Origin of the sequence: Micromonospora alfalfae, from assembly GCF_022230925.1 — a bacterium.
In the GTDB taxonomy this organism is placed as follows: Bacteria; Actinomycetota; Actinomycetes; order Mycobacteriales; family Micromonosporaceae; genus Micromonospora; species Micromonospora alfalfae.
In genome coordinates this window covers 41,591-62,684 of sequence record NZ_JAKKFH010000023.1, presented here as the reverse complement: position 1 = coordinate 62,684, position 21,094 = coordinate 41,591, and the positions used below count along the sequence as shown (strand labels likewise).

23 protein-coding genes are annotated in these 21,094 nt (G+C 71.4%); 13 read left to right on the top strand and 10 right to left on the bottom strand.

Annotated elements, in window-relative coordinates; translation table 11 throughout:
* Window positions 1–9 precede the first annotated feature (9 nt).
* Window positions 10–411 carry a ChaB family protein gene (locus tag MED01_RS19130; protein ID WP_238669926.1) on the bottom strand — a complete coding sequence of 134 codons (402 nt, stop codon included), beginning with the start codon at window positions 409–411 and terminating at the stop codon, window positions 10–12.
* A gap of 176 nt (window positions 412–587) precedes the next feature.
* Between MED01_RS19130 and MED01_RS19125 the strand changes: the two genes are divergently transcribed.
* From MED01_RS19125 to MED01_RS19110, 4 genes are all read left to right on the top strand, one after another.
* Window positions 588–1,574 carry a YihY/virulence factor BrkB family protein gene (locus MED01_RS19125; RefSeq protein WP_238669925.1) on the top strand — a complete coding sequence of 329 codons (987 nt, stop codon included), beginning with the start codon at window positions 588–590 and terminating at the stop codon, window positions 1,572–1,574.
* A gap of 100 nt (window positions 1,575–1,674) precedes the next feature.
* The gene (locus tag MED01_RS19120; RefSeq protein WP_088947320.1) at window positions 1,675–2,091 is read left to right on the top strand and encodes a DUF2795 domain-containing protein; all 417 of its coding nucleotides are present in this window, start codon (window positions 1,675–1,677) and stop codon (window positions 2,089–2,091) included.
* Between the two features lie 52 nt (window positions 2,092–2,143).
* The gene (locus MED01_RS19115; RefSeq protein WP_238669924.1) at window positions 2,144–2,605 is read left to right on the top strand and encodes an SRPBCC family protein; all 462 of its coding nucleotides are present in this window, start codon (window positions 2,144–2,146) and stop codon (window positions 2,603–2,605) included.
* 110 nt (window positions 2,606–2,715) lie between these two features.
* The gene (locus MED01_RS19110) at window positions 2,716–2,976 is read left to right on the top strand and encodes a hypothetical protein (RefSeq protein ID WP_238669923.1); all 261 of its coding nucleotides are present in this window, start codon (window positions 2,716–2,718) and stop codon (window positions 2,974–2,976) included.
* Here the strand turns inward: MED01_RS19110 and MED01_RS19105 are convergent.
* Entirely contained in the window at window positions 2,934–4,232 is a 1,299-nt protein-coding gene (locus MED01_RS19105; protein WP_238669922.1) for an MFS transporter, read from the bottom strand. The two genes, MED01_RS19110 and MED01_RS19105, sit on opposite strands and share 43 nt — an antisense overlap.
* Before the next feature lie 158 nt (window positions 4,233–4,390).
* Here MED01_RS19105 and MED01_RS19100 point away from each other — a divergent pair, with 158 nt between their 5' ends.
* Window positions 4,391–4,600: a hypothetical protein gene (locus MED01_RS19100; RefSeq protein WP_238669921.1), complete on the top strand. Its 210-nt coding sequence runs from the start codon at window positions 4,391–4,393 to the stop codon at window positions 4,598–4,600.
* Here the strand turns inward: MED01_RS19100 and MED01_RS19095 are convergent.
* Window positions 4,597–5,046 (bottom strand): hypothetical protein, encoded by a 450-nt coding sequence (locus tag MED01_RS19095; protein WP_238669920.1) that lies wholly within the window; start codon window positions 5,044–5,046, stop codon window positions 4,597–4,599. The genes MED01_RS19100 and MED01_RS19095 overlap by 4 nt on opposite strands.
* A 162-nt stretch (window positions 5,047–5,208) precedes the next feature.
* Between MED01_RS19095 and MED01_RS19090 the strand changes: the two genes are divergently transcribed.
* Window positions 5,209–5,562, top strand: coding sequence for a DUF6401 family natural product biosynthesis protein (locus MED01_RS19090; protein WP_238669919.1), 354 nt, complete (start codon window positions 5,209–5,211; stop codon window positions 5,560–5,562).
* 69 nt (window positions 5,563–5,631) lie between these two features.
* Here the strand turns inward: MED01_RS19090 and MED01_RS19085 are convergent, their stop codons facing one another.
* Window positions 5,632–6,441 (bottom strand): mechanosensitive ion channel family protein, encoded by an 810-nt coding sequence (locus MED01_RS19085; RefSeq protein ID WP_051708712.1) that lies wholly within the window; start codon window positions 6,439–6,441, stop codon window positions 5,632–5,634.
* Between the two features lie 198 nt (window positions 6,442–6,639).
* Between MED01_RS19085 and MED01_RS19080 the strand changes: the two genes are divergently transcribed.
* From MED01_RS19080 to MED01_RS19070, 3 genes are all read left to right on the top strand, one after another.
* Window positions 6,640–8,778, top strand: coding sequence for an ATP-binding SpoIIE family protein phosphatase (locus MED01_RS19080; RefSeq protein WP_238669918.1), 2,139 nt, complete (start codon window positions 6,640–6,642; stop codon window positions 8,776–8,778).
* Between the two features lie 25 nt (window positions 8,779–8,803).
* Window positions 8,804–9,481 carry an HAD family hydrolase gene (locus MED01_RS19075; protein WP_238669917.1) on the top strand — a complete coding sequence of 226 codons (678 nt, stop codon included), beginning with the start codon at window positions 8,804–8,806 and terminating at the stop codon, window positions 9,479–9,481.
* A 107-nt stretch (window positions 9,482–9,588) separates the two neighbouring features.
* A complete protein-coding gene (locus tag MED01_RS19070) occupies window positions 9,589–10,884 on the top strand; it encodes a cation:proton antiporter (RefSeq protein WP_238669916.1) in 1,296 nt (431 codons plus the stop codon).
* Between the two features lie 71 nt (window positions 10,885–10,955).
* Here the strand turns inward: MED01_RS19070 and MED01_RS19065 are convergent, their stop codons facing one another.
* Window positions 10,956–11,894, bottom strand: a complete 939-nt coding sequence (locus MED01_RS19065) for an NAD(P)/FAD-dependent oxidoreductase (RefSeq protein WP_238669953.1) — start codon at window positions 11,892–11,894, stop codon at window positions 10,956–10,958.
* A gap of 104 nt (window positions 11,895–11,998) precedes the next feature.
* On the opposite strand from MED01_RS19065, the gene MED01_RS19060 reads away from it, so the two are divergent.
* Window positions 11,999–12,217: a DUF3072 domain-containing protein gene (locus tag MED01_RS19060; protein ID WP_091402204.1), complete on the top strand. Its 219-nt coding sequence runs from the start codon at window positions 11,999–12,001 to the stop codon at window positions 12,215–12,217.
* Window positions 12,218–12,330: 113 nt separating this feature from the next.
* On the opposite strand, the gene MED01_RS19055 is transcribed toward MED01_RS19060, so the two are convergent.
* The 3 genes from MED01_RS19055 to MED01_RS19045 all read right to left on the bottom strand — a co-directional run bounded on the left by MED01_RS19055 (window position 12,331) and on the right by MED01_RS19045 (window position 17,825).
* Window positions 12,331–12,831 carry a metallophosphoesterase family protein gene (locus tag MED01_RS19055; protein WP_238669915.1) on the bottom strand — a complete coding sequence of 167 codons (501 nt, stop codon included), beginning with the start codon at window positions 12,829–12,831 and terminating at the stop codon, window positions 12,331–12,333.
* A gap of 131 nt (window positions 12,832–12,962) precedes the next feature.
* Window positions 12,963–15,839: a ricin-type beta-trefoil lectin domain protein gene (locus MED01_RS19050; RefSeq protein ID WP_238669914.1), complete on the bottom strand. Its 2,877-nt coding sequence runs from the start codon at window positions 15,837–15,839 to the stop codon at window positions 12,963–12,965.
* A 153-nt stretch (window positions 15,840–15,992) separates the two neighbouring features.
* Window positions 15,993–17,825, bottom strand: coding sequence for a glycoside hydrolase family 15 protein (locus tag MED01_RS19045; protein ID WP_238669913.1), 1,833 nt, complete (start codon window positions 17,823–17,825; stop codon window positions 15,993–15,995).
* Window positions 17,826–17,936: 111 nt separating this feature from the next.
* Here MED01_RS19045 and MED01_RS19040 point away from each other — a divergent pair, with 111 nt between their 5' ends.
* Window positions 17,937–18,524, top strand: coding sequence for a YflT domain-containing protein (locus MED01_RS19040; RefSeq protein ID WP_238669912.1), 588 nt, complete (start codon window positions 17,937–17,939; stop codon window positions 18,522–18,524).
* Window positions 18,525–18,571: 47 nt separating this feature from the next.
* Here the strand turns inward: MED01_RS19040 and MED01_RS19035 are convergent, their stop codons facing one another.
* Both MED01_RS19035 and MED01_RS19030 read right to left on the bottom strand, forming a co-directional pair.
* Window positions 18,572–19,162 carry a DUF1684 domain-containing protein gene (locus tag MED01_RS19035; RefSeq protein WP_372493678.1) on the bottom strand — a complete coding sequence of 197 codons (591 nt, stop codon included), beginning with the start codon at window positions 19,160–19,162 and terminating at the stop codon, window positions 18,572–18,574.
* Window positions 19,156–19,560, bottom strand: coding sequence for a winged helix-turn-helix transcriptional regulator (locus MED01_RS19030; RefSeq protein WP_238669911.1), 405 nt, complete (start codon window positions 19,558–19,560; stop codon window positions 19,156–19,158). The genes MED01_RS19035 and MED01_RS19030 overlap by 7 nt, the downstream gene beginning before the upstream one ends.
* A gap of 94 nt (window positions 19,561–19,654) precedes the next feature.
* Between MED01_RS19030 and MED01_RS19025 the strand changes: the two genes are divergently transcribed.
* On the top strand, window positions 19,655–20,662 hold the full coding sequence (locus tag MED01_RS19025; protein WP_238669910.1) for a hypothetical protein: 1,008 nt from the start codon (window positions 19,655–19,657) through the stop codon (window positions 20,660–20,662).
* The gene (locus MED01_RS19020) at window positions 20,659–21,072 is read left to right on the top strand and encodes a VOC family protein (RefSeq protein ID WP_238669909.1); all 414 of its coding nucleotides are present in this window, start codon (window positions 20,659–20,661) and stop codon (window positions 21,070–21,072) included. Before MED01_RS19025 ends, MED01_RS19020 begins: the two co-directional genes overlap by 4 nt.
* The last annotated feature ends 22 nt before the right edge of the window (window positions 21,073–21,094 follow it).

Genomic DNA, 21,094 nt, shown 5'->3' with positions numbered 1-21,094 from the left:
TGGCTGGGGTCAGTCGCCGCGGGCCTTGCGGGTGGCGCGGTCGTTTGCCTTCTCGATGGCGGTGACCAGCTCCGGTTTGGTCATGCTGGACCGCCCGGGCACGTCGAGTTTGCGGGCCACCGACATCAGGTGGTCCTTTGTGGCGTTGGCGTCCACGCCGCCCGCGGTGGGGGCCCGTCGTTCCGGCCCGCCGCCGGCGGCCTGCTGGTCGCTGGGGCCCTTGCGACCCTTCGGCTCCCAGTGGTCGCCCACCTTCTCGAACTGATGCTTCACTGCGGCGAAGGCGGTGCGGTGCGACCGCTCCCCCTCGCCGTAGGTCTCGACCGCCGAGTCGTGCGTCTTCTCCCAGGTGCGCTGCGCCTTCTCCGGGGAGCGTCGCAGCGTGCTGGGCAGGTCTTCGCGCCGTGGCATCTCGTCCTCCTCCGTGTCGACAGTGTCACTGTGACCGTTCCCCGGTGACCGGGCGGCAAACCCTAGCGACGCCGGTCGGGGACCGGGTGGGTTTGTCGATTTCACCATCCGGGTACCGGCGGGCCAGGCCAGACCGGACGACCGGTCATCCGGTGGCCGGGGCGCAGGGAGCGGGCATGACGACCACGGAGCCCGGTACGACGCTCGACGGCACACCGGGCACCCGGGTGCCCCGACGGATGCGGCAGTTGAGCTGGCGGACCTGGCGCGGGGTGCTGGTCCGCAGCGTGCAGAACTTCGTCAACGACAACTGCTCCGACTGGGCCGCCGCGCTGACCTACTACGGGGTGCTGGCGCTCTTTCCGTCCGCCATCGTGGTGGTGGCGTTGGTCGGCCTGGTCTCCGATGGGGAGCGGACCCTGGACACGGTGGTCGACCTGGCCAACCAGGTGGGTGCCGGGTCGGTGCTGACCAACGACGAGGGCGGCGTGGTCGGGGTGATCCGGACCGTGGTGCTCGACCAGAGCAACCCCAAGCTGCTGCTGAGCTTCGGCCTGCTCGGCGCGCTCTGGTCCGCGTCGGGTTTCATCGGCGCGTTCACCCGCGCCTCGAACGCTGTCTACGGGGTGACCGAGGGCCGCCCGGTCTGGAAGCTTCGGCCGCTACAGATCGGTCTGGCGGCGATCACGCTGGTGCTGCTCGCTGTTGTCGCCCTCGGCCTGATCGTCAGTGGGCCGGTCACCGATGCGGTCGGCGACCTGGTCAATGCCGGCGGCCTGGCCCGCACGACGTGGAGCGTGGCGAAGTGGCCGGTCCTCGCCATGATCATGATGGTGCTGCTGTCCCTGCTGTTCTGGATCGCGCCCAACGTGCGCCAGCCCCGGTTCCGCTGGCTCACCCCGGGCGGCGCGGTGGCCCTGATCTCCTGGGCGGTGGCCTCCTTCGGCTTCGGCCTCTACGTGGCCAACTTCGGTTCGTACAACACCACCTACGGCAGTCTCGGAGCGGCGATCGCGTTCCTGGTCTGGCTCTACCTGTCCAACTCGGCGCTGATGCTCGGTGTGCAGATCAACTCCGAGGTGCAGCGCGGGCGGCAGTTGCAGGCCGGCGACCCGGACCCGGACGAGCCGGTGCTGCCACCCCGCAAGCCCGCCGACGAGTGAGCCCCCGTTCGGCAGTGGTGTCCGGATCGCCGCCGGGCCGAGGGCCGGTTCGTGGCCCGGTGCCGGTTTACCGGGCGGGGTGCCGGGTAGCGCAGAAGGCATGGAGCGTGGCAACAGCAAGCACGGACCGAGGATCGACGAACAGATGAGCCAGGAGGTCAGCGGCCTCGTACAGGGGCCGGGGACCGGTGGCTCTCGGGTCGACGAGTCGCGGGTGCCGGAACCGGCTGGCGAGGACCAGCCGGAGACGACCACCGCCCCGGCCGGCGACCTGCGCACCGGCACCCCGCAGGGCATGAGCTCTACGGACGTCGAGCAGCGCAGCCGGCTCGGCCGGTTCATCTCGATGAGCGCGCTGCCGGGCGACCGTCTGGTGCTCATTGCCAGCGCCCGTGAGAACGAGGCGCCGGACGACATCGTGGCGGCGCTGGAACGGCTGCCCGAGGGCACCGTCTACCAGACGGTCTCCGAGGTGTGGGCCGCGCTGGGCAACAAGAACGAGACAACTCGCTGGTGACCGGGATCGCCCCCCGATCCGCAACCCACCGGCGACTGAAGGAGGTTCCCCGATGAGTGGCGTTACCGAACATGTGGACGTGTCAGTGCCCGTACGCACCGCGTACGACCAGTGGACGCAGTTCGAGGAGTTCCCCGAGTTCATGGAGGGTGTGCAGGAGGTTCGGCAGCTCTCCGACACGATGACCCACTGGACGGTGGACATCGCCGGGGTGAAGCGCGAGTTCGACGCGGAGATCACCGAACAGCTCCCCGACGAGCGGGTCGCCTGGCGTTCGACCGACGGCGCGCAGCAGGCCGGCGTGGTGACCTTCCACCGACTGGACCAGGACAAGACCCGGGTCACCCTGCAGCTCGAGTTCGAGCCGCACGGCGTGGTCGAGCAGGCCGGCGACAAGCTCGGCATCGTCGACCGACGGGCCAAGGGCGACCTGGAACGGTTCAAGACCTACATCGAGCGGCGTGGTCAGGAGACCGGCGCCTGGCGCGGACAGGTGGACCGTCCGCAGCCGTGACGCTGAGCAGTGAGCTGAGATGGCCGCCGGAATCCCGGCGGCCATCGCCGTGTCCGAGCCTGCTCGCCGGGCACCGTTTGCGATCATCGTGCCCGGGTACCGCTGAAGGTATGACCGACGACAAGATCAGGGTGTGGCGGGACGAGGAGCGGCTTCCGTTGGAGGAGTTGGAGCGCGCGGTGTCGGGTTCCAGCCTCGACGGGCAGGCCGACGACGTGACGGGCAACGACGCCGGCGAGGAGGCCGCGTTCGGGCACGGGCCGGCCGCGTCGGACCGCGACGGGCAGGCCCAGGGCAACAGCCGGGAGGCCACCGACCCGCAGCGCGCCTACCGCCCGTCGACCACCGGCCGTACCGGGCCGGACGTCTGACGGTCGCTGCCGGGCCGGGCGGGTACTGGCGGCCCAGCAGCCGGTCGGCGCGCGCCAGACTCGTAGAGCGCGATCAGCGCGAGCGCGAGCACCAGCAGGGCCGAGCCCAGCACCTCCACCGAGGTGTTGCCGATCAGCACGCCCAGCCCGGCCGGGACGAGCGCCGCGCCGATGCCCGCGGCGCCGATCTGGAGGCCGATGGCCCGGTCCGCGTGCGCCGCGCCGACCCGTTCGGCGGTGGTGAGGGTGAGCAGCGGAAACACCGGTGCGGCGGCGAAACCGACAACGACCAGGCCGAGGACCGCCAGGACGGCCGGCCCGGGAACGGCGATCAGCGCCGCGCCGGCGGCCATTCCGGCCAGGCTGACCCGCAACACCAACCCCGACCCCAGGCGCTCGGCCACCAGACCCTGCACCACCCGACCGACGAAGAGGCTTCCCCAGTACGCGGAGACGCAACCACCGGCCAGCGCCGCGCTGAGCCCGCGCCCCTCGGTCAGCAGCAGGAACGCCCACAGCCCGGCGGACACCTCGATCGCCACGTACAGCACGAAGGCCAGCGTCCCCGACCAGACCGCTGGCAGCCGCAGCGTGTCCCGGACCGGAACCTGGACTGTCGACGCCGGCCCGGCACCCGTGGCAGCGGGCTCACCGTGGACAGCCGCGCCCGCCTCGGTTCCGGCTGGGGCGCCGCGGTGCCAGGCCCGCACGGTCAGCGCGAACGCGGCGGCGAGGACCAGTTGGGCGGCGGCCACGATGCCGTAACCCCAGCGCCAGGCGAGCCCGGCGCTCAGCACCGCGGTCATGATCAGTGGACCGATGGCCACGCCGAGGCCGAAGAAGGCGTGCAACCAGTTCATGTGGCGGGGCCCGAAGGCCCCGGCGGCGTACGCGTTGAGCCCGGAGTCGACAGCGCCGGAGCCGAGCCCGAGCAGCAGCGCACAGCCCACCAGCACCGCCAGCGCGGGGCTGACCGAGTAACCGGTCAGCGCCAGGCTGGCCAGCAGGGTGCTGCCGGCGAGCAGGGCGCCCACGCCGACCCTTGCCAGCGTGAAGCCGGCCAGCACGCTGGAGGTGAGATAGCCGACGGTGCCGGCGGTGAGCACCCACCCGACCGCCTCGGTCGGTACGTCGAAGTCGCCCCGGATCGAGGGCCAGCTGACGCCGAGCAGGCCGTCGGGCAGGCCGAGGCTGACGAACGCGAGGTAGGACAGCAGGAGCAGTGCGGCGCGAGGACGCGCGGGCGGGGTGGACACGAGGCACCATCCTGCCGCAGGGGCACCCTAGCGCTGTCGACGCCCAATCGCCCTCGGCGCAAAGAAGTCGTGTCCGTACGGTCGAGAAAGCGGACAGCTCATCCAGAATCGGCCGATCGGAGGACGGCAAACCGGCCGGTTCGCGTAAGAATTTCGGGATGCATCAAGGCTCCGGAATCCTCTCCACGCGTCAGCGCCGGCTCGCCTGGCTCGGCTTCATGCTCGCCGCGCTCCAGGCGCCAGTGTCCGCCTGGCTCGTCGACGACGAGTCGTGGTTGTTCAGCCTCTGCGTCGCGCTGATGGTGGCCACCGTGATCATCGCTGACGACGCGGCACGGCGTCGCCCGGCCGACGCGACAAGCGACTAGCCTCCGCCGCCGGGCCGGGCCTCGTGGCCCGGCCGGCCCCGGCTACGGCGGCGTTCCTTCATCTCCGCCTCGTAGAGGTGGCGCCGCCCACCCACCAACTCGTCGCGAGCCTGCTGGTCCAACTCGCGGAAGAGCGCGTGGTAACCGTCGTCGAAGTCCTCGACGATCTGAAACGTCCACCGTCCGGCGATGACGTTGCGGCCACGCAGCTCCGTGGCGATCCGCTCGGCGAGGTGCGGATGTCCGGCGGCGCGAAACTGCTCCACCGCGTCGTCGAGCATCAGGTCGGCATGGCCGATCAACTGGTGCATCGAGTAGAGGTGCCCCCGGGCCCGCTCCACACACTCCAGCGCCTCGCTGAGCTTGCCGAGCGCGGCGACCGTCGCGTCGCTGACGCCGTCCGGCCGCCGGTGCCGCTCGTCGGGTCCGTCCGCCTGCTGTGCCATCCGTGCCTCCGTGCCGGGTGCCGTCATCAGTGGGTGTTCTCCTGCTGCCCCGTCTGTGCCGGATCAATCCCCCAGGTCAGCGGCGACCGCCCCAGTGGCGCAGCCGACATCCGCCGAGCGGACGAGGTCGACACGGTCACTGGTCGGTTAGCCTCGGTCACCATGCGTGTGCCGTTCAACCGGGTCGCCTCCCGTACCGCCGTCGACTCGGCGCGGTCCACCCTGGCCGCCCTCACCGTCTCCGTGGGCACTGTCGGGCTCGCCGCCGCCGCCGCGCGACCGGGGCTGCTGGCCCTCGTCGACCAGCATGCGGCGGCCGTCCGGGACAGCCTCGACGGCGACCGCACGCCGCTGACCTCCGCGGCGCTCGCCGGCTACGCCGAGGGGGTGCGCGCCGCCGCCCTGGAGCACGGGTGGACGCCACCCAGCGGGTCGGTGGACTGGAGCCAGCCGGAGTGGCTGCTCACCCGCCTGGTCGCGGTCTGCGCGCTGGCCCGCGCGCTCGAGCGGCACTGACACGCGAGGGGAGGGCGCCCCGCGTCGTACGCGGAACACCCTCCCGACCCGTGCTGCCGTTCCGTCCCGCTACGAGCGGTACTGCTGGGCTTCGTCCACCCGAGGCATGGCCTGGGTGCGGTCACCCCCGCGGTCGGCCATCTGCCGCTCCACGTCGCTACGCCCGGCCGACGCGGCCTGACGTTGCTGCTGCACCGCCCGAGCCTCCTGGGCCGCCCGGTGCAGCCAGCCGTCCCAGCGGTTCTGCATCGGCTTCACGAGACCACCGCCGACGCCGACGATCAGGATGCCTGCCACAGTGGCGAGCACCGCGATCAGCACCGGAGTGGTCACCGTGGTGGCGATACCCACCTGGTTCAGGGCGGCGATCACACCGAGCGCGATGATGAAGATCGCCGTCAGGTCGGCCAGGACCTTGCCGTACGAGAGCCCTCCCAGCGCCCCGGTGACCAGATCCCGGACAGCGTTGGCGATCGCGGCCGCCACCACCACGATGACGATCGCGATGAACGCGCGCGGCAGCCAGGCCACCACGCCGCTGATCAGGTCACTGATCGCGTTGGGCCCCCAGACTCCGAAGGCGAACTGCAGCGTGAACAGCAGTACGGCGTAGTACGCCAGTCTGGCCAGAATGTCGCTGGCGTCGTACTTCGTTCTCTCCAGGGCCCGTTTGATGCCACCGCGTTCGACCGCCTGGTCGAAACGCACCCGTTCCAGCACCGTATCCACGATCTTGAGGACGGCTCTGGCGATGAGCCAGCCGACCACGAGGATGACGATGAAGGCCACTGCCTTCGGGATGAAGAGCAGCACCGACCTCCAGGTGTCGGCGATGGCATCGCCGATATCGGCCTGCCGGACCGCGAGGGTTTTCAGCATGATGTCCCTCCTGTCGCATGGACTGCGCCGGGCGCATACCCGGCAACCGGTCCGGCACTCCGCGCAGCGCGCGGCGTTTTTCCCGACAGACCTCCGGACAGGGGCCTTGAACTGCCCGAACGGCCACCGCGACGGACTCGGCGACGGCCCGCCGCCGTGGTCGGATGCCTTTTCCGGTCGGCCGACTAGGCTGCGAACATGCCAGGAACGGTCGGGCGGGTCCCCACGCCAGCAACTCCGGGCCCGGGCGCACCCACCGGGTCCGGCCCGGCCGTCGGCGTGCTCGCCCACGACTGGGCCAACACCCCGCTGGGCCCAGCCGACGACTGGGACGTTGCCCTGCGGGCCGTGGTGGAGCTGGTCCTCGCCTCGCCGATGCCGATGGCCCTGGCCTACGGCGACGATCTCGTCCTGCTCTACAACGCCGGCTACGCCGAGCTGCTGGGCACCAAGCATCCCAGCGCCCTCGGCCGTCCCGCCGCCGAGGTCTTCGCGGAGATCTGGGCGCTGCCCGGCGTCGGTGCGGTGATCGAGCGTTGCTACCGGCAGGGCGAGCCCTTCCTGGAGAAGGAGTCCACCCTGCCGCTGGTCCGTGGGCACTCCGCGACGGTGGAGCAGGCGGTCTTCACCAGGGGCTACTCACCGGTGCGCGACAGCGCCGGGCAGATCGTCGGCGTGTTGACGGTCGCGGCCGAGACCACCCACGTCACTGAGCAGTTGCAGAGCCTCAGCGAGGTGGCCGCGGCGCTCGCCGGCACCCTCACCCTCGACGACGTGGCCCGGGTGGCGCTGCGGTACGCGATCACCACGTTCGACCCCGACCAGGCCTCGTTCGCTGTCGACGAGGGCGGCGGCGGCTGGCGCATGGTGCGTCGGGTCCGTGGCGAGTTGTTGGACGAGGCCGACGAGCGGCTTCCCCCGCTCTGGCGGCGCGCGCCGACGGACTGGTCGGCCCCGGTGGTGCAGGCGGCCCGCTCCGGCGCCCCGTCCTTCACCCGCGACGGGCAGCCGCTGCGGGACACCGCCGTGGACCGCCACGACCAGAAGGTCCGCGCGATGGCTGCCCTGCCGCTGGGCACCTCGGTGGTTCGCGGTGGGCTGGCTGTCGGCTACCAGGTTCCGCACACCTGGTCCCCCGCCGAGCGGGCGCTGCTGGCCGCCTCGGCCGAGCTGATCGGCCAGGCCGCCGAACGGGCCCGCCGGTTCGAGACCCAACACGGCACCGCCCAACTGTTGCAGCGCAGCATGTTGCCGGAGCACCTGCCGGACCTGCCCCGGTTGCGGATCGCGGCCCGCTACGACCCGGGCGTGGACGGCAACGCGGCCGGCGGTGACTTCTACGACGCGTTCCTGCTGCCCAACGGCTCGCTCGGCGTGGTGCTGGGCGACGTCGCCGGGCACGACGTGCAGGCCGCCGCGCGGATGGGACAGGTCCGGGCCGCGCTGCGCGCCCTGGCCCTGGCCGACCCGATGCCCGACGCGGTCCTGGCCGGTCTCGACCGACTGGTGACCAGCCTCGGCGCGGAGGCCGGCACCCACGAGCTGTTCGTCACCGTGGCGTTCGGGGTGATCGACGCCGAGCGGCGGGAGCTGACCCTGTCCAGCGCCGGTCACCCCGCGCCGCTTATCCGCCGCAGTGACCCGGATGGTCGGTTCCACGCCGAGTACGTCGACGTCCCGCCCGGGCCGCCGCTGGGGTTGGGCGGCCGGCCGGGCACCACTACCGTCCCGTTCCGCCCCGGCGACACCCTGCTGCTGTTCAGCGACGGGGTGGTGGAGCGTCGCCGACAGAGCCTGAGCGCCGGGCTGGCCACCCTGAGCGACGCCATCGCCAAGGCCGGCAGCGGCGACCCCCGTGCGCTCTGCGCGGTGGCCACCGCGGCGGTCCCCGGTGGCACGGAGGACGATGTGGCAGTGCTGGCGGTCGAGCACGCGCTCAAACCGAGTCGTTCGGCGAGCATGGAGGTGCCCGCCGAGCCGACCGCGCCCAGCCGGGTCCGGCACTGGCTGACCGGTCAGCTCACCGAGTGGCAGGTGCCCGAGCCGGTGATCGGGGCGGCGGTGCTCTGCACCAGCGAGCTGACCACCAACGCGTTGCTGCACGCCGGCACGGCCGCCCGGGTGGAGATCGACCTCAGCGCCGAGCGGCTGCTCGTCTCGGTCGCGGATTCCGGCACCCGGGGCACCGTGACCCGGGCCCGTACCGACACGTTGAGCAGTCGCGGGCGTGGCCTCGGCCTGATCGAGGAACTCAGCGACGCCTGGGGCACCGACCCGTCGGTCCGGGGCTCCACGGTCTGGTTCGAGATCCTCACGCCACCGGCCGCGCATCCCTGAGCCGCCCGAGGGTAGGAGGACGCCCATGGCTACCGAACGGCCCGCCGGGGTCCTCTTCGATGTCGACGGCACCCTTGTCGACACCACCTACCTGCACACCGTTAGCTGGTGGGAGGCGTTACGCCAGACCGACCAGCCGGTGCCGATGGCGGTGGTGCACCGTTCGATCGGGATGGGATCGGACAAACTCCTGGACCATCTCCTCGGCCCGGAGCGGGACCGCGACGCCGACTCGAAGCTGCGCGACGCGCACGACACCCTCTACGCCGAGTACTGGGAACGGCTCACGCCGCTACCCCGGGCGGCCGACCTGCTGCGGGCCTGCGCCGAGCGGGGGTTGCGGGTCGTGCTGGCCACCTCCGCCTCGGAACCCGAGGTGGGCGCGCTTCGCCGGGCGCTCGCCGCCGATGACGTGATCGACACGATCACCTCCTCCGCGGACGCCCAGCAGAGCAAGCCGGCACCGGACATCCTGGTCGCCGCGTTGGAGCAGTCCGGGTTGGCCGCCGAGCGGGTGGTCTTCGTCGGCGACTCGGTGTGGGACGTCGCCGCAGCCGGGAAGCTGAGCATTCCGTGTGTGGGCCTGACCTGCGGTGGCACCAGCCGCGGCGAGCTCGCCGGCGCGGGTGCCGTGTCGGTGTACGACGACCCGGCCGCGCTGTTGCACGAGTTGGCGGACTCGCCGCTCACCCGGCCGCGGTGAGGATCACTCGGGTCCACCGGAGCGGACGCGCATAGCCGGAGCCCTTGCGGGGCACTGACTGTCACCACCTGCCCGCGCCTCGCGGGTGCGGGCAGAAGGGTGGTGCCGTGGAGCCGGTAGATGTGGCGTTCGCGCTGGTGGGCCTGGGCGCTCTGCTCGCGGGCATCCTGCCGCGGGTGCTGGAGCGACGCCCGCTGTCCATGCCCATCGCCTTCCTCGCCCTCGGCATGCTGGTGTTCCTGCTGCCCGTCGGGTTGCCGTCACCGGACCCCCTGGCCCACCCGGAGCTGACCACCCACCTCACCGAGATCGGGGTGATCGTCGCGCTGATGGGCGCCGGGCTGAAGATCGACCGGCCGTTGAGTTGGCGGCGGTGGTCGTCCACCTGGCGGCTGCTGGCGATCGCGATGCCCCTGTGCATCGCGGCGGTGGCGGTGCTCGGCTGGTGGTGGGCGGGGTTGGTGCCGGCCGCCGCGCTGTTGTTGGGCGCCGCGCTGGCCCCCACCGATCCGGTGCTCGCCGCCGACGTGCAGGTCGGCGAGCCGACCGACGTGGAGGATTCCGAGGACGAGGTCCGCTTCGCGTTGACCTCCGAGGCCGGCCTGAACGACGGGCTGGCGTTCCCGTTCGTCTACGCGGCCATCGCCATCGCCTCGACCAGCCTCGCCCCGAGCGACTGGTTGGCCGAGTGGTTCACAGTGGACGTGCTCTGGAAGATCAGCGTCGGCGTCGGCGGTGGCCTGCTCATCGGCTGGCTGCTCGGCAAGCTGTTCTTCCGCGCTCCCAGTGAGCTGCGGTTGGCCCGGCACGCCGAGGGTTTCCTGGCGCTGGCCGCCACGTTCCTGGCGTACGGGCTGGTGGAGGTGGTCGGCGGGTACGGCTTCCTGGCGGTGTTCGTGGCCGCCCGGGCCATTCGGGCCGCCGAGCGGACCCACGAGTTCCACTCGGTGCTGCACGACTTCGCCGAGCAGGTCGAACGGCTGCTCACCCTGGTGCTGTTGCTGCTGCTCGGCGGCGCGATAGTGGGTGGCCTGCTGGGTCCGCTGACCTGGCCGGCGGCCGCCGTCGGGCTGGCGCTGGTGTTCCTGGTGCGACCGCTGATCGGCTGGTTGTCGTTGCGCGGCGCTCCCGGACGACCGGCCGAGCACTGGGTCATCTCGTTGTTCGGCATCCGCGGCGTCGGCTCGTTCTACTACCTCGCGTACGCCACCACCAAGGCCGACTTCCCGCAGGCCGAGCTGCTCTGGGCGACCGTCGGGCTGGTGGTGCTCGTCTCCGTCGTGGTGCACGGCATCACGGCGACCCCGGTCATGCAGCTGCTGGACCGGGAGGGAGAGCGGACCTCCGACCCGGCCGAGCGGGACGCCGACGCTCGGCCCGTCGCGGCAGCCGGTCACGTCTGAGCGGGTGACTGAGCCAGGCGGTCACACCTGAGCGCGCGGCTCAGCCACCCCGGCACGCCCGAGCGGGCGGCTCAGGCCAGGCGGGCTGCCAGGGCACGGCCGAGGTCGCGGCCGGAGCGCCAGGCGCTCTGCACCCGGGGCTTGCCGAACGCGTCGCCGGCCAGGCCGATTCCGTCGGCGTCGAGGTGGTGGGTGGCGCCGCCGGCGCCGCTGGTCGGCTTCGCGTACGTCCAGCGGTGCACGTGCACGTCGACGGCCTGCTCGGGCAGCCCGAGCAGGTCCCGGACGGCCTGCTCGATCGCCGGGCCGGCCCCGGTGGGTTGGGCCAGGTGCCCGGCCGCGAATTCCGGCACCGTGTGCGCGACAAGCACCGGCGCGCCGTCACCGCGCCGGTCACCGTCGTCGCAGACGAGGTTGAGGACCGGATGCTCATTGACGAACGCGCCCCGGAAGTCCGGCCAGCGCCGGGTCGGGAAGCGCAGCACCGCGGCCAGCGACGGCGACCAGCGTTGCGCCTGTACGACCCGGGTGGCGTCGGTGAGGGCCGGGTCGAGCAGGAGGGCGGCCTGCGGGCCCGGCATGGCCAGGGCGACCGCCGCACACGGCTGCCCGTCGACGACCGGGCCGGGTTCCACTGTGAGCACCAGCCGGTCGACTGTCACCGGCACCGCGCCGGCCAGGTGCTCGACCAGCGAGCGCAGCCCACCGGGGGCGGCGAAGCGCATCGGCCCGGGCACCTCGTGGTTCCCGCTCCGGTCGTACGCCTGGAAGGTGTCGGTCCATTCGCGGACCAGCCCGGCGGCGCGCCACTGCTCGACCAGGGCGGCGAAGTCCGGGTCGGTGGCGGTGAAGTAGGCGGCGCCGATGTCCGCAGGCCGGCCCTGGAAGCGTTTGCTGGCCATTCGGCCACCGCGGACGTGCCCCCGCTCCCGGACCTGCACCGGCACGCCGGCCCGGGTCAACTCGACAGCACAGGCCACCCCGGCGATGCCCGCACCGACCACCACCACGCTCGACAGGTCCTCGGTCATCAGATGATCGTAGGTCGCGGCGTTGGGGCATGAACCCCCGACGATCGGGGTACTGGCACACCTGTTCGAAAGAAAGGGTGATGATGATGACGGACCGCCGCACCGAGCAGGCCGACCAGAATGCCGCGATCAAGGACCCGGACGAGTGGGTCACCGGGGACGAGCCGCCGACCGCCGCGCAGGAGTCCTACCTGAGCACGCTGGCCCGGGAGGCCCACGCCGACCTCCCGGACGACCTGACCAAGGCCGAGGCGTCCAAGCGCATCGACGAACTGCAAGCCGAAACGGGCCGAGGCCAGTAACCCCGACCCCCCTCCACGCGATCTTGCACTTTCTGTCGCGACAAAGGCCACACAGGGCGCAAATCGTCGACAGCAAGTGCAAGATCGCGGGTGAGAGGCGGGGCGGGGCCAGGTCAGGGGCGGGGTAGGCGGTGCAGGTGGACCTTGGTGAGGGTGGCGGCGTGCACCTCGGCGGTTAGGTAGGTGGCGTGGGGTTGGGAGCGGCGGTCGGTGGGTGAGCCGGGGTTGAGCAGGCGCAGCCCACCGGGCGCCTCGGTGTCCCAGGGGATGTGCGAATGCCCGAACACCAGCAGGTCGACGTCGGGAAAGCGGGCCGCGCACCGCTTCTCCCGGCCGGTCCGGGGCCCGGTCTCGTGCACCACAGCGACCCGCAGGCCGTCCAGCTCGACCCGGGCCACCTCGGGCAGTCGGGCGCGCAGCGCCGGGCCGTCGTTGTTGCCGTACACACCGACCAGTCGGCGCGATCGCGCGGTCATGGCGTCGAGCAGGTCCTCGTTCACCCAGTCTCCGGCGTGCACCGCCACGTCGGCCGCCTCGATGGCCGCCCAGAGGGGCCCGGGTAGGTCCCGGGCCCGCTTCGGTACGTGGGTGTCCGCCGTGAGCACCAGCCGCATACCCGGCATTGTCCCCCGAGACCCGGCCGCCCACCCGGGGGACGTGGGTGGACGGCCGGGCTCCGCCTCCGCCGCCCGGCCCCGTGCGTCATCGACGCTCGGGTACGGGTGCCGAGCCGGTCAGGGGGCGGTCACGGCAGGGTCCAGCGTTGCGCCCCGGTGCCGTTGCAGGTCCAGATCCGCAGTTGCCGGCCGTCGGTGAGGTCCGAGTTGGGAATGTCCAGGCAACGCCCGGACTGGGGGTTGCGCAGGCTGCCGTCCGACTGGGCGGCCCACTGCTGGGCCCCGCTGCCGTTGCAGTCGTAGAGCTGCACGAGGGTGCCGTCGGTGGTGCCGCTCGCCTTCACGTCCAGGCACTTGGCGAGCCCTCGCACCGTACCGTCGCCGGGCAGGGTCCAGCGCTGGGCGGCGGTGCCGTTGCAGGTCCAGGTCTGCACCCTGGTGCCGTTCGCGGTCTGGCTGGAGGCGATGTCCGCGCACTTGCCGAGGGCCTTGACCTCACCGGTGCGCGCCCCGCCGGTGCCGACGCCCGGGCCGGTGAAGGTGTAGCTGTCCACGTCCAGCAACGCCCCGCTGCCGCCGGTGACGACCAGGTACAGGTCGTGGGTGCCGTCGTCGGGCTTGGTCACGGTGGTGCTCAGCTCGGTGTAGTTGTCCCAGCCGCCGGTGTTCGGCACCGCGATCCGGGCGACCTCGGTGCCGGTCGGTGAGTCGTACCGGAAGGAGATGGTGCCGCCGGGGCCGCCGGAGGAGACCCGGGCCCGAACGCCGGTGATTCCCTTGAGGCTCACCGCGTGGTGCCGGACGCTCTCGCCGCTCTGGACGTCACCCAGCCGCTTGCCACCCTCGGCCGCCGCCTGGTCGATCACCTTGGGGCCGTTGAGCTGGACGAAGTGCTCGGCCTGCCACTGTTTCGGGTAGAGGCTGATCTCCTGCTCACCGGTGAGTGCGGCCGAGCCGGTCGCGCCGCGATCGGTGTAGCTGCCCCGCAGGACGAAGAACAGCACCGAGTCGGGGCCGGCGTGCACCGGGCCGGTGTTGAAGGTCGCGCCGCAGCCGGTCCCCTCCCCCTCCTCGTGGGCGTGCTCCTGGTGGCCCAGCGCGGCCCGGACGACCACCGTCGAGCAGGCCGGCGTGCCGTCCTGCGGGTCACTGGCCGTGGCGCCGACCGTCAGGTCCTGCCCCCAGTCGAAGAGCCCGCCGGCGGGCAGGCCGGTCAACGTGACCGTCGGACGGTTGTTGCCGACCACCACCGCCACCAGTGTGGTGGCGCTGCGGCCGGTGCCGTCGTTGACTGTGAGCCGGGCGCTGTAGCTGCCGTTGGCGGAGTACGTGAAGGACGGGTTCGCGGCTGTCGAGTCGGTGCTGCCGTTGTTGGTGAAGTCCCACGCGTACGTCAGCGGGTCGCCGTCCGGGTCCGAGCTGCCGGCGCTGGAGAAGGTCACCGAGAGCGGGGCCAGGCCGTTGTCCCGGTTGATGGTGGCCTTGGCTTCCGGCGACCGGCCACCCTGGACATAGTTGATTTTGTAGAGACCGGCGTCGACCGCGCCGGAGAAGTAGCCGCTGCCGTACTCCAGCAGGTAGAGCGAACCGTCCGGGCCGAACTGCCAGTCGATCGGGTGGACGAGTTTCATGCCGGCGAGCACCGGCTCGATGACTGTCGGCGTGCCGGTGGACGGGTTGCCGTTGTCGAACTGGACCTCCTTGATCCAGTTACGGCAGTACTCGGAGATCAGCCACTTGTTGTCGTAGTACGCCGGCCACTTCGCGTCCGAGACGAGGTTCGGGTCGTAGTGGTAGACCTCCACGTGGTTGGGCGACCCGCACCCACCCGGGTTGTCCAGCGCCGGCCAGTCCTCACTGCCGCCGTGCTGCTCCCAGACCAGTGCCGGTTTCGTCGGCGGAAGCTGCTGGACGCCGGTGTTGCGGGGTGAGTTGTTGACCGGGCCGGTCGAGCCGCCGCAGGGGAACCAGCCACGCGGTGTGGCGGTGGCGAAGTCCCAGTCGTTGTAGGCGACGTTGGGGCCACCGCAGTACGGCCATCCGTAGTTGCCGGGCCCGTTGGCCCGGTTGAACTCGTCGTAGGCCGCCGGGCCACGGTTGGCGAGGTCGGTGCCGGCATCGGGGCCGACCTCACCCCAGTAGAGGGTGTTGTTGGCCTTGCGGTCCACCCAGATCCGGTACGGGTTGCGCACGCCCATCACGTAGATCTCCGGGCGCGTTCGGGCGGTGCCCGCGGCGAAGAGGTTGCCGGCGGGGACGGTGTAGCTGCCGTCGTTCTCCGGATGGATCCGGTTGATCTTGCCGCGCAGGTCGTTGGTGTTGCCGGAGGTGCGCTGGGCGTCGTACTGGGCGTTGCGGTTCGTCCGCTCGTCGATCGGGGCCATCCCGGCGGAGTCGCCGCCGGAGTTGGTGTTGTCGCCCACGGCGAAGTACAGGTTGCCGGCGGTGTCCCAGCTCATCGAGCCGGCCGAGTGGCAGCAGAGATCACGTTCGGTAGGCCACTCGATCAGCGGGTCCTCGCTGCCCGGGTCGAGCTGCAGTGTGGACGGGTTGAAGGTGAACCGACTGATCCGGTTGACGAGTGGGGTGACCTTCGGCGAGTAGAAGAGGTAGACCCAGTGGTTGCTCGCGAAGCTCGGGTGCAGTGTGATGCCGATCAGGCCGTCCTCGAAGCGGGCGTCCAGCGCCAGGGTCAGGGCCACAGTGGTGGACCTGGTCGCCGGGTTGTAGAGGCGGACCTGGCCACCGGCGCTGCTGGTGCCCCGGTTGATGTAGAAGACCTTGCCGTCGGGCGCGACGGCCAGTTCGATCGGTTCGCCCATGGAGAGGCCGCCGTCGAGGGCGACCTTCTCGAAACCGCTGGTGGGGGGCGGGGCGAGGGCAACGGCCTGGGCCGGGGACGCGGCGGCCGGTAGAACGCCTGCCTGCGGGACGAGGCAGAGGGCGATCAGGACGGTGAGCAGTGTGGTGGCGCTGACGAGACGTCGGCGCGGTGTGCGGGACACGAGACCTCCAGCTGTCCGGGGGATCTCGGTGCCGCTCCCGCCGACTGGAGGAGCACCGCAGGGTGTCCCGGACATTAACGTCTTTCACTGGAAAGCGATAGAACTTCGCGTCGTCGGATCGAAAGTTGTCAAGATTTACACAAAAGTCCGGCCTCAGCGACGCGTCGGGGTGAAGTGCGCCGGGGGCATCCCGCACTCGCGCAACGTCGGGTCCTGCTCGACGTCGGTGAGCACACCGGCGGCATTGATGAGACCGATGTGCGAGAACGCCTGCGGGAAGTTGCCCAGCTGCTCCCCGGTCTGCTGGTCGATCTGCTCGGCGAACAGGCCCAGGTCGTTGACCCGACCAGCCAGATCGCGAAACAACTCGTGCGCCCGATCCCGCTCGCCGGCCAACGCCAGGCAACTCACCAGCCAGAACGAACAGATGATGAAGCCCGCCGGGTCGCCGTCCCAGCGCCGCAGCAGGCCGTCGCGCGACAGTCGCCGCTCCACCGCGCGGACCGTCGAGCGCATCCGCGGGTCATCGGCCCGCAGAAAGCCCACCAGCGGCATCACCAGCACCGACGCGTCCAGCTCGTCGGAATCAAAAATCCCGGTGTACGACTGGAGCCGGTCGCTCCACCCCCGCTTGAGGACCGCCGCGCGCACCTCGTCCCGAGCGGCCGTCCAGCGGACCAGGTCCTGCGGCCCGCCGAGCTGGTCGCCGAACCGGACCGCCCGGTCCAGCGCTACCCAGCACTCCACCTTCGAGGACACGTGGTGGTGTTGGATTCCACGCTCCTCCCACATCCCCGCGTCCGGCTGTTTCCAGTCCCGCTCGGCCTGATCGGCGAGCACCCGGAGCAGGTGGTAGACCTCCGGGTCGAACGGTTCCAGCTGGTCGCGCATCAGCCAGGCAGCGTCCATGGCCGCGCCGTAGATGTCGTTCTGCCGCTGCCGCCACGCGTCGTTGCCGATCACCACCGGCGGGCTGTCGCGATAACCGCCGAGCTGCTCCAGCCGATGCTCGGTGAGGTCCCGCTCCCCCAGCACCCCGTACATGATGGGCACCGGCCTGTCGTCGATGCGGCCCATCGCCCGGCCCAACCAGGCGAACTGTCGCCGCACCTCGTCGAAGCACGCCGACCGCCACAGCGCCCGCAGGGTGTGGCTGAAATCGCGCACCCAGACGTAGCGGTAGTCGTAGTTGCGGTCCCCGCCGAGCTCCTCGGGCAGCGAGGTGGTCACCGAGGCCACCACCGCGCCGCTGGGCCGGTACGTCATGCCCTGCACCACCAGTCCGCTGCGCCGCACCTCCTCGGCGTAGAGTCCCTGGTAGGGATGCTCGTCGGTCCAGGACCGCCAGCCGGCGACGGTGTCGGCGATCGTCTGGTCGGCGTCCGGCACCTCGGGCAGTGGGGCGTCGTAGGTCGGGGCGTACCCGAGACTGAAGTTGTGGGTCGTGCCGGCGCGGACGGTGAACGTCGCTGCGGCATCGCCATCGTCGCCGCACGCCAACCGCACGCTGCTGCGGAAGGTGAGCCGCGCGGCCCCGGCGATGGCCTCGAGCATGTCCTCACGCTCGACCAGGTACGCGATGGTGCGCCCGTACTCGAAGCGCGGACGGTAGTGCACCCGCATAGGCACCGCACCGGAGAGTCCCTGCACGCTACGGACCAGCACCTGCGGTGGGTGCATCCCGATGTCGTGACCTCGCGAGCCGGGCTCGAAGGCGAGCGCGTCGGTGAGCGCGACCTCCCCCTGCGCGGTGCGGAAGACGGTCCGCAACACCAGGGTGTCCTCCAGGTAGCTCCGTTCGACGGTGAAATCGGCCTCCGGCCGGATCGACCAGTGCCCCGCGCCGTCGTCGAGCAGCCGCCCGAACACCGACGGAGCGTCGAACCGGCCAGGGCACCACCAGTTCACCGAGCCCGAGGCGTCCACCAGCGCCGCGGTGCGGCCGTCGGCGAGGAAACCGTAGTCGCTGATCTGTCCGCTCTCCACCTGAGTGCCTACCCGGGCAGTCCGCGCCCATTCCCCTCCCGCCCGACGGTCCAGACCGCGTTACCGGTCGGCCTGGACGGGAACCCGGCGAGCTGACGAGGGAGGATGCTCATGACGTCAGCTTCGGGGCCGACCGCCGCCTGGCGGTCCGGCACACAGGGTGGCGACCTGCTTCCAACCGGGCCGGCCGGTCGCCTGTCGACACCGGCCGGGGACGGCCACGGGCCGGAGGCCGGCCCGCCGACAGTGACGATCGGCTCGTACCCGGACTATCCGACCGCGCAGCGGGTCGTCGACTACCTGGCCGACAACCGCTTCCCGGTGGAGCACAGCGCCATCGTCGGCACCAACCTCACCCTGGTGGAGACGGTGCTCGGGCGAATGACCACCGGTCGCGCCGGCCTGCTCGGCGCCGGCACCGGCGCCTGGTTCGGGCTCTTCATCGGCCTGTTGTTCGGCATCTTCACCGTCGGCAACTGGCTGGCGGTGATCCTGGTCGGGCTGGTCATCGGTGCGATCTGGGGTGCCGTGTTCGGCGCTGTCGCGCACGCCATGACGGGCGGGCAGCGCGACTTCACCTCGGCCAGCTCGCTGCGTGCCGGCCAGTACGCGGTGACCGTCGACGCGCAACTCGCCGACCAGGCGCGACAGCTGCTCGGTCGGATGCAGATGCCCAGCTCGGCGGCGAACGCCCGCTGAGCGACGACCGACCGCCCGTCCCGGCAGCGCCCGGGGCGGGCGGCCGTTCAGTGGTGGTACGCCAGCTCGCCGGCCCGCAGCGGCACGTCGACCCGGTTCTCCGGTGGTGCCAGCGGGCAGGCCCAGCGGTCATCGTAGGCACAGCTCGGGTTGTAGAGGTAGTTGGCGTCCAGCCGGACCCGGTCGCCGGGCAGGAGCTCGACGCCCCGGCCGAAGGTGCCCTTCACCGTGTCGGTGAGGTACCGACCTCCGCCGTAGCTCTCCGGCCCGCAGGTGCCGTCGCGCAGCGGAACGAACAGCCCGCCCCCGTACGCCTCGATCCACCACAGGGTCAGCGGCCCCCACGGTGTCTCGGCCACCGCGACCCGCCGGTACGCGACCACCCCGTCCGGGCCACCGGTGTCGATGCGCAGCTCACCGCTCGCCGAGCGCAGGGGCGCCTCGACCACGGCCTCGGGATTGGGCGGGAAGTAGCGCACCCCGGCGAAGCCGGGCCGCTCCGCCACCGGGATCGGGCTCTGCGGGTGGGTGGCGAAGAGTTCGTCGCGGCCGGCGCGGAAGCCGGTCAGGTCGACGTCGGACAGGTACAGCCGGGCCACCCGCTCCCGCCAGTCGGCCAACTCCAGTTCGCTCAGCATGCCGGTGACTCCTGATCGAAGGACAGCTCTCCGGACCGGAGGGGCCTGCCGCATGCCTGGCAGCGCACCTCGGCGACGAAGACCTGGCCGCAGACGTCGTGGATGAAGTCGACTCGCGGCACGTCGTCCTCGCTGTAGGTGTCACCCCAGCGCTTGAGCACGAGGATGACCTGCCCGAGGTCCTTGCCCTTCTGGGTCAGTTCGTACCCCGCGACCTTGCCGTTCTCGGTGGCACGGGCCTGGAGGATGCCGGATTCGGCGAGTTTCCGCAGTCGGGCGGCGAGGACGTCCCTGGGCGCGCCGACGGCTCTGAGGATCTCGGTGTACCGCGATGCGCCGAATGCGAGCGCCCGCACGATGTGCAGCGACCACCTGTCGTTGACCGCGTCGAGCGCCACAGCGAGAGAGTCCCGCCCTGGTTTGATTTTCAAACCGTCGGTGCTACGGTTCGTTTGGTTGGACATTCAAACCACACTACCCGAGGAAGCACCCATGACGTCGCCACCCGATCCACGTACCGACGGAACGTCGCCCGTCGTCACCCAGCGCCGAGCCTGGACAACGCTCGTGATCACCGGGCTGATCATCGGCACGGCGTTCATAGCGGTGTATGTCGGACTGCAACGCAGCCCTCAGCCGAGCCAGCTGCCGATCGCCGTGGCCAGCCATCAGCTGGCGGCCACCGCACAAGCCGGGTTCGGCAACACCGTGGCCGTCACCGAGGTCGCGAGCGTCGCGGACGGCGAGGCCATGGTGCGACATGGTGACGCCGTCGCCGTCCTCGGCGCGACCTCCCCCACCACGCTGACACTCGACTACGCCGGCGCGAGCGGGTTCAGCGAGAGCGGGGCGGCGCGTCAGCTCGCGGCCGGCCTCGCCAGAAAGGCGGGGGCGACCGTCCAGGAAAACGACATCGTGCCGCTGGCGACCTACGACAGTCGCGGGCTGTCCGCCTTCTACGTGGTGTTCGGCGTCACCCTCTCGTCGTTCGTCCTCGCTCAGGGGCTCACCGCGGCCACCGCGAAGGTGCGCCTCCGCCACCGCCTCTACGCGATGAGTGGATTCGCCGTCCTGATCGGTGTGATCGCGGCGACCGTCGCGGGCCCGGTCTACGGCTCACTCACGGCCCCGTTCCCGCTACTCGCGCTCTCGCTCATCCTGCTCTCCGCGGCCAGCGCCTTCACCACGAAGGCTCTGGGGGCCTGGCTCGGGCCGGCGGGCATCGCTCTCGCCGTCCTCACCCTCACGACCATCGGCAACGCGACGAGCGGAGCGACGATCGGGGTCGACCTGCTACCGGAATGGGCGCAGGCGATCTCGGGGAAGCTCCCGCCGGGCGCGGCCGTGCGCGCGGTCAACAACTTCGGCTACTTCGACGGCGCACACACCGTCGCACCTCTCGTCATCCTCGGCACCTGGTTCCTGGCGGGCCTCGGGCTCGTCCTGCTCCGGCAGCGGACCGCACAGCACCGCCCGCTCACCGCCGAGGTGGGACGATGACCGCCCGGGTCAGCCCGTACCTCAGCTTCACCGGCAACGCCCGGGAGGCGATGTCGTTCTACCAGTCGGTGTTCGGGGGCAACCTGGAGATCACCACCTTCGGCGACCTCCGAGGGTCGACCGACACGGCGCGGGACGAGCTGATCGCGCACGCGACGCTCCGCGGCACGACCGGGGTCGTGCTGATGGCCTCCGACCGGACGCCGGGCGACGACGGGGCCGGCAGCAGCTCGTCGATCACTCTGGGCGGCGACCAGGCGGAACTCACCACCTACTGGGAGCGACTGTCCGAGCGAGGGACGGTGACGGCGCCCTTCGCGAGATCACCGTGGGGTGCGCTCTACGGCAGGTGCACCGACAGGTACGGAACCGACTGGCTGGTGAACGTCAGCGCGCCAGCGATGCCCTGATCCGAGCACGAACCTGAGCGTC

Excerpts from the sequence above, each read along its gene's own strand:
- MED01_RS19130 (WP_238669926.1), bottom strand. The coding sequence starts at position 411 with ATGCCACGGCGCGAAGACCTGCCCAGCACGCTGCGACGCTCCCCGGAG.
- MED01_RS19125 (WP_238669925.1), top strand. The coding sequence starts at position 588 with ATGACGACCACGGAGCCCGGTACGACGCTCGACGGCACACCGGGCACC.
- MED01_RS19120 (WP_088947320.1), top strand. The coding sequence starts at position 1,675 with ATGGAGCGTGGCAACAGCAAGCACGGACCGAGGATCGACGAACAGATG.
- MED01_RS19115 (WP_238669924.1), top strand. The coding sequence starts at position 2,144 with ATGAGTGGCGTTACCGAACATGTGGACGTGTCAGTGCCCGTACGCACC.
- MED01_RS19110 (WP_238669923.1), top strand. The coding sequence starts at position 2,716 with ATGACCGACGACAAGATCAGGGTGTGGCGGGACGAGGAGCGGCTTCCG.
- MED01_RS19100 (WP_238669921.1), top strand. The coding sequence starts at position 4,391 with ATGCATCAAGGCTCCGGAATCCTCTCCACGCGTCAGCGCCGGCTCGCC.
- MED01_RS19095 (WP_238669920.1), bottom strand. The coding sequence starts at position 5,046 with ATGGCACAGCAGGCGGACGGACCCGACGAGCGGCACCGGCGGCCGGAC.
- MED01_RS19090 (WP_238669919.1), top strand. The coding sequence starts at position 5,209 with ATGCGTGTGCCGTTCAACCGGGTCGCCTCCCGTACCGCCGTCGACTCG.
- MED01_RS19085 (WP_051708712.1), bottom strand. The coding sequence starts at position 6,441 with ATGCTGAAAACCCTCGCGGTCCGGCAGGCCGATATCGGCGATGCCATC.
- MED01_RS19080 (WP_238669918.1), top strand. The coding sequence starts at position 6,640 with ATGCCAGGAACGGTCGGGCGGGTCCCCACGCCAGCAACTCCGGGCCCG.
- MED01_RS19075 (WP_238669917.1), top strand. The coding sequence starts at position 8,804 with ATGGCTACCGAACGGCCCGCCGGGGTCCTCTTCGATGTCGACGGCACC.
- MED01_RS19060 (WP_091402204.1), top strand. The coding sequence starts at position 11,999 with ATGATGACGGACCGCCGCACCGAGCAGGCCGACCAGAATGCCGCGATC.
- MED01_RS19055 (WP_238669915.1), bottom strand. The coding sequence starts at position 12,831 with ATGCGGCTGGTGCTCACGGCGGACACCCACGTACCGAAGCGGGCCCGG.
- MED01_RS19040 (WP_238669912.1), top strand. The coding sequence starts at position 17,937 with ATGACGTCAGCTTCGGGGCCGACCGCCGCCTGGCGGTCCGGCACACAG.
- MED01_RS19035 (WP_372493678.1), bottom strand. The coding sequence starts at position 19,162 with ATGCTGAGCGAACTGGAGTTGGCCGACTGGCGGGAGCGGGTGGCCCGG.
- MED01_RS19025 (WP_238669910.1), top strand. The coding sequence starts at position 19,655 with ATGACGTCGCCACCCGATCCACGTACCGACGGAACGTCGCCCGTCGTC.
- MED01_RS19020 (WP_238669909.1), top strand. The coding sequence starts at position 20,659 with ATGACCGCCCGGGTCAGCCCGTACCTCAGCTTCACCGGCAACGCCCGG.